Consider the following 12023-nt stretch of genomic DNA (forward strand, 5'->3'; position numbering starts at 1 on the left):
CACATGCCAGCCTCGGCTACAGACCACCCATCACCCGCATCCAACTGAACAACGTAGTGGGTTTACACAGCTAGGCGTCGCTCAGCGCAACGCCTGGCGGGCCTTCTCGCGCTCGGTATCGATGATGTTCTGGCGCGTGGCCAGCCGCGCCTCGTCCAGCGTCTTCGGATCCGCCCGCAGCAGCGGCTCGATGTAGCGCGCCCGCAGTTCATCCGCCGCGCCGGCCTGGCCGCGCGTGCGCAGCAGGCCTTCCAGCTGCCAGGCCGCATCGACGGTGCGCGCATCCTCGTGCCCCAGCGCGACGTCGGCCAGGGCCAGGAACTCGCGGTAGCTGGCGATGGCGAGTTCGGACTGGCCCAGTTCGTCCGCGGCCTGGGCGCGGATGATGTAGCCCATCAGCAGTTCGCGGTGGCGCTCGCCCAGCACCTGCCGCGCGTTCGCCAGGTAGCGCGCCAGCTGGGCCAGCGCATCCTGCGCGCGCCCGGCCTGGTACAGGGTGGCGGCGCGGTTGAGCTGGATGACCATGGTGTCCGGATGCGACGGCCCCAGCATGCGCATCCGCGCATCGGCCACCTGCTCCTGCAGCGGGATGGCGCGCGCGAAGTCGCCGGAACGGGCGTAGACGGTGGACAGGTTGAGCAGGCCGCGCAGCGTCTGCGGATGGTCGGCGCCCATCACCCGCGTGCGGGCCTCGACCACCGCCTGCGCGATCGGCAACGCCTGCGCGTTGTCGCCGCTGTCGCTGAGCATGTTCGCCAGATTGCCCAGTTCGCCCAGCGTGGACGGATGCGCGGCGCCGAGGCGCCGGGTCTGGATCGCCGCCAGTTCGCGCTGCATCGCCACCGCGCCGGCCTTGTCGCCGGTCATGATGCGCATGATCGCCAGGTTGTGCTGGGCACTGAGCGTATCGGCATGGTCCTTGCCCAAGGTGGCGGCGCGGATCGCCACCACCGTTTCCAGCAGCTTGCGCCCTGCTTCCGGCTCGCCCATCCGCCCCAGCAACGTCGCCAGGCTGTTGGTGACTTCGGTGGCAGCCGCATCCCGTTCGCCGCGCAGGCCGATCGCATCGGCGCGCAACGCCTCCAGCAGCGCGCGCGCGCGCGGGCGATCGCCCAGCGCGGCAATGGCGTCGGCCTGGTCCAGCCGCAGCTTGATCCGCAGCGGATCATCGGTTGGCAACGACGCGGCATCGCGCAATGCGGTCTCCGCCAGCGCCAGCCCCTCCTTCGTGCGGGCAGCCTCCAGCAGCGCCCGGACCTGCGCCTGGCGCGCCTTGAGGGTCTGTGGCGCGGAGGCGCCCAGCGCGCGGGCGCGGTAGTCGGCCACCTGCGCGAACCCCGCCGCGGCTTCCGCCGGCAACCCCAATGCCATGCGCACCCGCGCCACCGACTCGCGCAGGTCGGCGGCCAGCGCCGGATCCTTGGCGAAATCGCGGCCGATGGCGCGCTCGGCATTGGCCAGGATGCTGCCGTCGATCACCGAGCGCGCAAGATCGGGCGTGCTGGCCTGCGCAAGGCCGCGTTCGAACGCGGACGTGTCGCCACCCGCCTGCCGCGCGACCTGGCTACGCAGGTCGCGGCCGATGTCGATGCCCATCGCCTCGATGTCGATGCCTTCCAGCATCGACTGCTGGAACGCCGCCACCCGCTCCAGCTGCGCATTGCGCTGCTCCGCGATGGCGCGCTGGGCGCGCGCCTGCAGCAGGCCGTAGACCGACAGCGCCAGCCCACCGACCAGCGCCAGCGCGACCAGCGATGCGGCCAGGATGCCGGTGCGGTGGCGCTGCGCGAACTTGCGCCAGACATATCCGCGGCCGTGCGGCGCCGCCTGCAGCGGCTGACCATCGAGGAAGCGCTGCAGGTCCTCGGCCAGCGCGGCGGCGGACGGGTAGCGTTCGCCGCGCTCGAAGCGCATCGCCTTGGCCACCACCCAATCCAGCTCGTTGCGCAGCACCCGGCGCATCCGCGGCAGCGGCTCCCGCCGCGCCTGCGCGATGCGCCCGGCGTCCGCCGGGGACAGCGTGGACAGCTGCGCCGACGGCAGCCGCAGCGTGTGCGCGCCGCTGGCCGCGGTTTCGCCGTGGGCATTCGGCCGCTGCCCGGTGAGCAGCTCGCACAGCACCACCCCCAGCGCGTAGACGTCGCTGCGGGTATCCACCAGCGCCTGGTCGCCGCCGGCCTGCTCCGGGCTCATGTAGTCGGGCGTACCCGCGACCTCGCCGCCCGGTCCCGGCGAGGTGGCGGTGGCGATGCCGAAGTCGATGATCTTCGGCAGCGGCCGGCCGTCCACCTCGTCCACCAGCAGGTTGCCGGGCTTGAGGTCGCGATGGATCACGCCCTTCTGGTGCGCGTGCTGCACGCCCTCGCACACGCGCACGAACAGCGCGATGCGCTCGCGCAGCGACAGCGCGTGCTGGTCGCAGTAAGTGGTGATGGGGCTGCCGGCGATGAACTCCATCGCGAAGTACGGATGGCCATCGGCAGTGGCGCCGGCGTCGTAGATCTGGGCGATGGCCGGGTGCCGCATGCGCGCCAGCAGCTGGCGCTCGACCTCGAAATAGGCCACCCGGCGCGCGTCCAGCTGCTGCCCGCGCAGCAACTTGAGCGCGACCGTGCGCCGCACAGGTTCGAGCTGCTGCGCGCGATAGACGTCGCCCATGCCGCCGCGGCCGAGCAGCGCCTCGATGCGGTAGTGGCCCAGTTGCGCACCCGGCGCCAGCGTTTCGCCCGCCGCGGCCGCGGCCGCGGGTGCGCGCGTCGCCAGCAGCTCGGTACGGTCCGGATCGTCCTGTGTGTGCTGCGCCATCGGTGCTCCCCCTGCGCGCATTCTAGCCGGGGCGGCGCGCCGCCTACCCGCGGCGTTACATTCCATGGTCCTGCGTCAGCCGCCCCGCCATGACTGCCGATTCCACGCCACAGGACACCACCCAGCGCACGCTGCTCAGCGAAGGGCCGGTGCGGCCGACGCCACGCTCGGCCTGCGTGGTGGTGATTCAAGGCCAGGGCCTGGGCGGCCGCGCCGACATCGGCGATGCCGTGCTGCTGGTCGGGCGCGCCCACGAGGCCGGCCTGTCGATCCCGCACAAGAGCGTATCCCGCCAGCATTGCCGGATCTGGCGCGACGCCGGCGGGCAATACCGCATCCGCGACCTGGGCGCGACCAATGCCACCCGCCTCAACGAAGCGCGGCTGCAGGCGGGCGCCGACGTGCTGCTTGCCGACGGCGACCGCATCACCGTGGGCGAAAGCCTGCTCAAGTTCATCGCCCAGGACAGCGTGGAAGCGCGCTACCACGAGGAGATCTACCAGCTGGCGGTGCACGACCCGCTGACCGAACTGCACAACCGCAGGCACTTCTGCGAGATGGCGGACAAGGAAATCGGCCGCGCCCTGCGCCATGGCCGTCCGCTGGCGCTGTGCATCATCGACGTCGACCTGTTCAAACCGGTCAACGACCGCTACGGCCACATCAGCGGCGACGAGGTGCTGCGCCAGATCGGCGCACTGGTGCGCAGCCACGCCCGCAACGACGACCTGGCCGCGCGCATCGGCGGCGAGGAGTTCGCGTTGCTGTTGTCGGAATGCGAACGCGAGTCCGCGGTGCGCCTGGCGGAGCGGCTGCGCGAGGCGGTTGCCGTCGCCAGTTTCGCGCCCGGCGGCGAGCCGCAGCGCATCACCATCAGCATCGGCATCGCCACGCTGTCCGCAGACCGCGACAGCCGCCCCGCGCTGATGGCAGCCGCCGACGCTGCGCTCTACCGCGCCAAGAGCGAAGGCCGCAACCGCGTCTGCGTCGAAGACTGAAACGCCGACGCCTGCGCGGATGCGCGCGTCAGCCTTGCCACGGCCGCTTGCCGTGCGGGAACACCAGCAGCCAGACCAGCGCTGTCCACGCGCAGGCCGCCGCCCAGCCGGCCATGATGTCGGACGGGTAATGCACGCCGAGATAGACGCGCGACAAGCCCACCAGCACCACGAAGCCGGCCATCGGCACGGCGATCCACCAGCGCCAGCGCGTGTGCCAGACCAGCAGGATGAGCACCATCGCCAGCGTCATCGAACCCATCGCGTGGCCACTGGGAAAGCTGTAGCTGCTTTCCGGGGCGATCGACTCCCACAGCGATGGCCGCTCGCGCGCGAACAGCTGCTTGGCGCCGAGGTTGAGCAGCGCCGAGCCGCCCAGCGCGATGCCGGCGAACAGGCCCTCGCGCAGCTTGCGCCGCGCCGCCAGCAGCAGCACCAGGGCGATGTCGAACGGCACCACGCCCCACGCGTAGCCCAGCTTGGAAGCCAGCAGGAACAACCTGTCGAAGCCGGCGTCGGACATGGCCCGCGCGAGCAGCAGGATGGGCGCGTCGAACGGGATCGCCTCGGCCTCGCGCACCTCGTCGGCCAGTTCGCCGAACGCCCATAACGGCAGCAGGATGGCGATGAACGCCAGCAGCAGGCGCCGCCAGCGCTGGCGCAGGAATGCCAGGCCGAACCGCGCGTCCTCGCGGACGATGTCGCCGGGGTTACGGATGCGCCCGGCCCGCGTACTTGCGATCAACGTAGTCGTCGATCAGGGCGACGAACTCGTGGGCGATGTTGTCGCCGCGCAGGGTCACGGTCTTTTCGCCATCGACGAACACCGGCGCGGATGGCGCCTCGCCGGTGCCGGGCAGCGAGATGCCGATATTGGCGTGGCGCGATTCGCCGGGCCCGTTGACCACGCAGCCCATCACCGCCAGCGTCATGTTCTCCGCGCCGGGATGGCTGATCTTCCACTCCGGCATCTTCGCGCGGACATGCTCCTGCACCACCTTGGCCAGTTCCTGGAAGAACTCGGAAGTCGTCCGGCCGCAGCCCGGGCAGGCGGTGACCATCGGGGTGAACGCGCGCAGGCCCATGGTCTGCAGCAGCTCCTGCGCCACGATCACTTCCTGCGTGCGCGAGGCGCCCGGCTCCGGGGTCAGCGAAATGCGGATGGTGTCGCCGATCCCTTCCTGCAGCAGCACGCCCAGCGCCGCGCTGGAGGCCACGATGCCCTTGCTGCCGATGCCGGCCTCGGTCAGGCCAAGGTGCAGGGCGAAGTCACTGCGCCGCGCCAGGTCGCGGTACACAGCGATCAGCTCCTGCACGCCGGACACCTTGGCGCTGAGGATGATCTTCCCGGCCGGCAAGCCCAGCTCCACCGCGCGCTGCGCCGATTCCAGCGCGGACAGGATCAGCGCCTCGCGCATCACCCGGCCGGCGTCCCACGGCTCTGCGCGCTGCGCGTTCTCGTCCATCAGCCGCGCCGCCAGCGTCTGGTCCAGCGAGCCCCAGTTGGCGCCGATCCGAACCGGTTTGCCGTATTGGATGGCGAACTCGATCAGCTGCGCGAACTGGGTGTCCTTCTTCTTGCCGAAACCGACGTTGCCGGGATTGATGCGGTACTTCGCCAACGCCTCGGCGCAGGCCGGCTCGTTCGCCAGCAGCGTGTGGCCGTTGTAGTGGAAGTCACCGATGATCGGCACGTTGATGCCCATCATCGCCAGCCGCTCGACGATCCGCGGAATCGCGGCGGCGGCCTCGGCGGTGTTCACCGTCACCCGCACCAGCTCGGAACCGGCGCGCCAGAGTTCGGCGATCTGCCTGCTGGTGGAGGCCACGTCGGCGGTGTCGGTATTGGTCATCGACTGCACCACGACCGGCGCGCCGCCGCCCACCTGCACGCCGCCGATCTCGACGGAGCGGGTGATGCGGCGGACCAGCGGGCCGAAGTGGTCGGGGGCGGGGGTGGTCATGCGCCCATTTTAGCGGGGCGATGCACTGACAGGCGTGGTTTGGCTGCGGGGCGGGCCTGCTTCGAGTGCAGCAGGGGTGAGCCCGCATGGCTTGCGCCGGATGCGGCGCAAGCGTGCGAACGCCCTTCACGCGCCCTGACGGGTCGGGTCGGGCCGCGAGGCGCGCGCGGCAGCGCATCGCAGCCGGATGCAAAGCCCAGGCGGCGAGCCAGGCCCGCCGCGCAGCCAAGCCAGGCAGCCACAAGCAGCGCATCGCGTGCCGCGAAACCGCGCATTTCGCTACGATGCCCGCATGCAACGCGACGCCAGCATCCTCACCCCCAGCCAGCTGAACACGCTGGCGCGCGACCTGCTGGAAGGCAGTTTTCCCAGCGTCGTGGTTGAGGGCGAGATCGGCAACTTGGCGCGGCCGTCGTCCGGCCACCTGTACTTCACCCTCAAGGACGCCCGCGCGCAGGTGCGCTGCGCGCTGTTCAAGCCCAAGAGCCAGTGGCTGAACTTCATCCCGCGCGAGGGCCTGAAGGTGCTGGCGCGCGGGCGCCTGACCCTGTACGAGGCACGCGGCGACTACCAGCTGGTGTTGGACGGGATGGAGGACGCCGGCGAAGGCGCGCTGCGGCGCGCCTTGGAGGAACTGAAGGCACGCCTGCAGGCGGAGGGGCTGTTCGATCCGGCCCGCAAGCGCGCCCTGCCCGCTTTCCCGCGCCGCATCGCGGTGCTGACCTCGCCCTCCGGCGCGGTGATCCGCGACATTGCCAGCGTGCTGCGCCGGCGCTTTCCGCTGCTCGATGTCGAACTGCTGCCGGTGCCGGTGCAGGGCGAAGGCGCCGCCGCGCGCATCCGCGCCATGCTGCTGCGGGCCGACGCCAGCGGCCGGTTCGATGCCATCGTGCTGGCGCGCGGCGGCGGTTCACTGGAAGACCTGTGGGCCTTCAACGACGAGGCGCTGGCGCGCGCGATCGCCGATTGCACGACGCCCGTGGTATCGGCGATCGGCCACGAGACCGATTTCTCGCTGTCGGATTTCGCCGCCGACCTGCGCGCGCCCACGCCCTCGGCCGCCGCGGAACTGCTGGTGCCCGACGCCGCCGGCTTGGCTGCACGGTTGTCCGCCCTGCAGCGGCAGCTGCAGGCGCAACAAGCCAACGCCCTGCGCCAACGCATGCAGCGCCTGGATCGGGCAATGCTGCGCCTGCAGGCCCAGCGCCCCCAGGCCCGGCTGGAGGCGTTCGCGCGCCGCGCCATGCAGGCGCGGCTGCGCCTGGCCAACGCCATGCAGCGGCGACTGGAACGCCAACAGGCGGTATTGCGCCATGCCGACGCGACCCTGCGTGCGCAGCATCCGCAGCGCCGGCTGGAGCGGCTGCGGCAGCGGCTGGCGGAACTGCGCCCGCGCCCGCGCGCGCTGCTCCTCCGCCAGCTGCAGGGGCTGCGCATGCAGCTGTTGGCGCTCCAACACCGCCCGCGCGCGCTGCTGGCACAGCGCCTGCAGCACGAGGCCGTGCATCTGCGTGGACTGGCGCGCTCGCTGCATGCCATCAGCCCATTGGCCACTGTCGCCCGCGGCTACAGCATCCTGCAGCGGGAGGACGGACACGTGGTGCGCCACATCGCGGACGTCGCCACCGGCGAGCCGCTGCAAGCGCGCGTGCAGGACGGGACGCTGGCGGTGCGGGTCGAAGCCGCGAATCCTTCCCCGTAGGCCCGGCCGAACGCTCGTCGGGCGCCGCCGGCGCCCCCGCAGCGGCTCAGCCCGCCGGCAGCGGCACCGGCGGACTGAACAGGAAACCCTGCGCGTGGAGGCAGCCCAGCTCCAGCAGGCGGTCGCGCTGGTGGCGGGTTTCCACGCCCTCGGCGATCAGTTCGATGCCCAGGCTGGTGGCCAGCGCCACGATCGCGCGGATCACCGCCACGCTCTCGGCGTAACCATCGCTCTCCAGCCCGGCCACGAAGCTACGGTCGATCTTCAGGCTGGCGATCGGGAAGCGGTGCAGGTAGGACAGCGCGGAGAAGCCGGTGCCGAAATCGTCCAGCTGGGCCAGCACGCCGTGGCTGCGCAGCAGCGCCAGGCTTTCCAGCGTGCGCGGGGCGTCGTCGAGCAGCGCGACTTCGGTGATCTCGATCCGCAGTCGCGTGGGCGCCACCCCCGCGGACGCCAGCAGCGACAGCAGGCGGTGGGCGAAATCGGGCGCGCGGAAGTGCCGCGGAGAGACGTTGATCGCCGCGTAGCCGGGCAGCGGATGGCGGGCCAGGTCCTCGACCACGCGCGCGTACAGCAGCCAGTCGATCTGCTCGATCAGCCCGCTGTCCGCGCCCACGTCCAGGAACTCGCCCGGCACCAGCACGCCCTGCTGTTCGTGCCGCCAGCGCAGCAGCGCCTCCTGACCCACCGGCTCGCCGGAATCCATCCGCACGATCGGCTGGTAATACGGCACGAAGCGTTCGGCCTGGATCGCCCGGCGCAGGTCGGTTTCCATGTCCAGGCTGCGGGTCGCCTCGCGGTGCATCTGTTCGTCGAACATCGCGCAGCGGTCGCGCCCGTCGCTCTTGGCGCGGTACATCGCGGCGTCGGCGTCGCGCAGCATCTCCTCGCCGCTGCGATAGCGCGGATCCCACAGCGCGATGCCGATGCTGGCGCTGGGAAACAGTTCGCGCCCCGCCACCCACAGCGGCGCGTTCAACGCCGAAAGCACGCGGCGCCCGAGTTCCTCGGCCATGCCTGGACCATCAAGCCCTTCGGCCAGGATCGCGAACTCATCGCCGCCGAGGCGCGCAACCACGTCGTCGCCACGCACGGTGCCGACAATGCGCCGGCCGGCTTCCACCAGCAGTTCGTCGCCCACCGCATGGCCGACGCTGTCGTTGACCAGCTTGAATCGATCCAGGTCCATGAACAGCACCGCGAAGCATGCCTGCGGGTCGGCGGCGGCAGCGGCAATCGCGCGCTCCAGCCGCTCCAGCAACTGAAGCCGGTTGGGCAGCCCGGTCAACGCATCGTGCCGGGTCTGGTGGATGAGCCTGCGCTCGGCGCGCATGCGCTCGCCGATCTGTTCCACCAACTCCGCATTGGTCTCGGCCAGTTCGCGGGTGCGTTCGCTGACGCGTCGCTCGAGGTTGGCATGGGCCTGCACTAGCCGGTCCTGCGCCTGCTTGCGCGCCAGGCTGCTGCCGATGTGGAAGGCCACGAAGGTCAGCAGGTCCTGGTCGCGGACGCTGAAATGGATGTCTGCGGAGTAGCTCTGCAACGCGATCACCCCAACCACCTTGTCCTCGTGCATCAGCGGCACGCCCAGCCAGCAATGGGCCAGGCTGCCGTGGCTGCGCACCCTGCCTTCCGCCTGCAACGCCTCGATGCGGGCGCGGTCGGCTAGCAGCGGCTTGCCGTTGCCCAGGACGTATTCGGTCAGCCCGGCGGCCAGCTTGCGCGGCACCCGGTCGACGTCGCGCTCGTCCACCGAGTAGGGGAACTCGAGCATGCTGCCGTCGTCGGACAGCATCGCGATGTAGAAATTCTGCGCGTACAACAGCTCGCTGACGATGTCGTGGACCGCGGCGTAGAAGCTGTCGAGGCTGTCGCTGGTCATCGACACTTCGGCGATGCGGAAAAGGGCGCGCTGGATCTCCTGCATGCGCTTGCGTTCGAACACTTCCGCCTGCAGCTCCTCGTTGGCGCGGCGCAGTTCGGTGGTGCGCTCCGCCACCCGCGCCTCCAGCCGTTTGCGCGCCTCGCGCCGCTCCAGCGCGGTCAGCACGTGCTGGGCCACGTAGGCCAGCAGCACCCGGTCGTCGTCGCTGTAGACATCGGCCTGGCGGTAGTTCTGCACCACCAGCGCGCCGGCGACGCGCTCGTCGCGGCTCATCGGCACGCCCAGCCAGTCGGCGCTGTCCGGGCCGCTGTCGTCGCGACGCGGAATGCCGAACTGGGCGCGCAGCTCCGTCGACGGACCACGCAGGGTTTCGCCGCTGCGCAGCAAGCACATGGTGAGCGTGTTCTCCTCGTCGGTGACCGGGATTTCCTGATCCGGATCGTTGACCCAGGGATCAAGCTGGTCGACGAAATAGAGGAACCGCATCGCCTTGCGGCTGTCGTCGTAGAGCACGATGTAGAAGTTCTCGGCGTACATCAGTTCGCCGACGATGGCATGCACCCGCCGCAGCATCACCGGCAGGTCGAGGTTGCTGCCGGCGAGATCGGCGATCTCGTAGAGCGCCTGGCGCAGTTGCTCGGAGCGCTGCAGGGAGGCGATCCTCTGCTCCGCAAGGGCCTGCCGCACGGCCTGGTCCAGCAGCTGGCGGGCGCCAGCCAGCCAGTAGTCCCGCACCCCCGCAGGCCACGGCAGCGGGTGGCTGGCGGCGATCAGCAGATCCGCGCCGTCCGGACCCCGCCATTCCTGCCGGAGCATGCCGGCGCCCTGCACCTCGCCGCCGGCCGCGTCGCTGCCCGCGCCCAGCGCCGACTGCCGCCACTCCACCCGCACGCAGGCGCCGTCGGGCAGCATCTGCGCCAGCGCAGCCACGATGCCGCCCAAGGCGCCGTCACGCCGCCGCTGGGCGGCCTTGATGGGGGTGGGCGGAATCGAGGCCAAGGAACCGTTCATTTGCGGGACATATTGCCTGCAACGTGAAACCCGCGCCATGCCGGAAAAACCCCGCGCGACGCGCATGCACGTTGACAACCTGCATGCACGGCCAACCCTTGCCCGAATGCCCCTTCCCGCCGGCCACGCCTGCCCGTAGGCTAGGACCCGTGAACGCGCCCGAGAGCAGCGACGAATTCCTGATGCTGGCCTGGGTGGCCGGTGACGCCGCCGCGTTCGAACAACTCTATGCACGCCACCGCCTGAAGCTGTACCGCTATCTGTTGCGCCAGCTCCGCGACAACGCGCTGGCGGACGAGTTGTTCCAGGATGTCTGGCAGCGGGTGATCGCCGCCCGCGCAGGCTGGTCGCTGCCGTCGGCGGAATCCGGCTTCGCCACCTGGCTCTACACCATCGCCCACCATCGCCTGGGCGACCACTGGCGCAGCCTGAAGCATCGCCCCGCCTCGCCGGCGGACGCGGACGAGCGGCTGGCGCGGCTTGCCGATGCGGACACGCCCGAACGCGTACTGTCGCAGTTCGAACGCCGCCGGCAACTGCAGCTCGCGCTGGACGACCTGCCCGGGGAACAGCGCGAGGTGTTGCTGCTGCGCCTGGAGCAGGAACTGACCCTGGAGGAAATCGGCGCGGTGACCGGGGTGGGCCGGGAAACCGTGAAATCCCGCCTTCGTTACGCCATGGACAAGCTGCGCGCGAGACTCCCGTCATGACCCGCTTCCCCCGCGAACCCCTGGACGACGAAGAGCGCGTGCTGGCGGCGCGCCTGCCGCGTCCGCATGGCCGCGACGAGCCCGGCGCAGGCATCGACGCGGCCATCCTGGCCGCTGCGCACGCGGCCACGATTCAGCCATCGGGAAGCGCCGCCCCGCGGCGACGATGGCTGGTGCCGGCCGGACTGGCAGCGTCGCTGTGCCTGGCGGCGGGCCTGGCCTGGCGCGTCCAGTTCATGCCGCCTGCGCGCTCGCCGGCGCCAGCGAGCATGGAGGTGCAGCAGTCCGCACGCCCCCCCGCTGCCGGCACGTCTCCGCGAGAAGACGCGGTCGCCGCCCCGCGGTCGCGGCCTGCGCCTGATGCGGCGCCCGCCGCCCCGCATCAGGCGCCCGCCGTGCGCCAGCGTCCGTTCGCGGCTACCGCGCCCAAACGGGAGGCGGTGCCGCCGCCTCCCAGCCGGCCGCTCCCTGCGCCGCACCCGCCAGCCCCGGCCCCCGCAGCGCCGTTGGCGACGCCTCCCGCGCCACCGGCACCACCGGCGCCGCCACCCCCGCCCGCTCCGGCAGGCGCGGCGACGGAAGCGCTGGCTGCGCCTGCCGCCGCGCGCGCCGCCCCCCCGGCCCAGCCCACCGCGGCCGCGAAGGCCCGCACGGCCGACTCGGCCGTGCCTGCGCAGCAGCTCGCCGCGGATGCCCCGGAAGCGGACATCCCGCCGGCCACCGCGGACGCGCCGGAAGTGCGTGACGCCTGGCTGCGCCGGATCGGCGAGCTGCAGCGCGAGGGCAGGACCGCGGAAGCGCGCGCCAGCCTGGCGGAGTTCCGTCGCCGCTTCCCCGCTGCGCCCGTGCCGCCGTCGCTGCGCGCACTGGAAGCCCCCGCGCCGGAGCCGGAATCGCGCTGACCGGAAGGCCGTGCAGCCGGCCCTGCCCCAGCAGCACGGGGGCGCC

At 71.5% G+C, this 12023-nt stretch carries 8 protein-coding genes; 4 read left to right on the forward strand and 4 right to left on the reverse strand.

Translation table 11 applies throughout. The annotated features are described in order from the left end of the window. Window positions 1-81 precede the first annotated feature (81 nt). Entirely contained in the window at window positions 82-2805 is a 2724-nt protein-coding gene (locus tag SPK54_RS10255; RefSeq protein ID WP_330947805.1) for a serine/threonine-protein kinase, read from the reverse strand. 89 nt (window positions 2806-2894) lie between these two features. On the opposite strand from SPK54_RS10255, the gene SPK54_RS10260 reads away from it, so the two are divergent. Then, a complete protein-coding gene (locus tag SPK54_RS10260) occupies window positions 2895-3803 on the forward strand; it encodes a GGDEF domain-containing protein (RefSeq protein ID WP_330947806.1) in 909 nt (302 codons plus the stop codon). Window positions 3804-3831: 28 nt separating this feature from the next. Here SPK54_RS10260 and SPK54_RS10265 read toward each other — a convergent pair whose 3' ends face one another. Together SPK54_RS10265 and ispG are read right to left on the reverse strand one after the other, a co-directional pair. Continuing rightward, on the reverse strand, window positions 3832-4548 hold the full coding sequence (locus SPK54_RS10265; RefSeq protein WP_330947807.1) for a phosphatase PAP2 family protein: 717 nt from the start codon (window positions 4546-4548) through the stop codon (window positions 3832-3834). Continuing rightward, window positions 4514-5767: a flavodoxin-dependent (E)-4-hydroxy-3-methylbut-2-enyl-diphosphate synthase gene (gene ispG, locus SPK54_RS10270; protein ID WP_330947808.1), complete on the reverse strand. Its 1254-nt coding sequence runs from the start codon at window positions 5765-5767 to the stop codon at window positions 4514-4516. The genes SPK54_RS10265 and ispG overlap by 35 nt, the downstream gene beginning before the upstream one ends. 292 nt (window positions 5768-6059) lie before the next feature. Here ispG and xseA point away from each other — a divergent pair, with 292 nt between their 5' ends. Further along, complete coding sequence (gene xseA / locus SPK54_RS10275; protein ID WP_330947809.1) at window positions 6060-7469, forward strand: exodeoxyribonuclease VII large subunit; 1410 nt, start codon at window positions 6060-6062, stop codon at window positions 7467-7469. Window positions 7470-7515: 46 nt separating this feature from the next. Here the strand turns inward: xseA and SPK54_RS10280 are convergent, their stop codons facing one another. Continuing rightward, a complete protein-coding gene (locus tag SPK54_RS10280; protein ID WP_330947810.1) occupies window positions 7516-10365 on the reverse strand; it encodes an EAL domain-containing protein in 2850 nt (949 codons plus the stop codon). A gap of 149 nt (window positions 10366-10514) precedes the next feature. Between SPK54_RS10280 and SPK54_RS10285 the strand changes: the two genes are divergently transcribed. Continuing rightward, window positions 10515-11075 (forward strand): RNA polymerase sigma factor, encoded by a 561-nt coding sequence (locus SPK54_RS10285; RefSeq protein WP_330947811.1) that lies wholly within the window; start codon window positions 10515-10517, stop codon window positions 11073-11075. A gap of 665 nt (window positions 11076-11740) precedes the next feature. After that, on the forward strand, window positions 11741-11977 hold the full coding sequence (locus tag SPK54_RS10290) for a hypothetical protein (RefSeq protein WP_330947812.1): 237 nt from the start codon (window positions 11741-11743) through the stop codon (window positions 11975-11977). Window positions 11978-12023 lie beyond the last annotated feature (46 nt).

Origin of the sequence: Thermomonas sp. LB-4 (assembly GCF_036409385.1) — a bacterium.
Classification (GTDB): domain Bacteria; phylum Pseudomonadota; class Gammaproteobacteria; order Xanthomonadales; family Xanthomonadaceae; genus Thermomonas.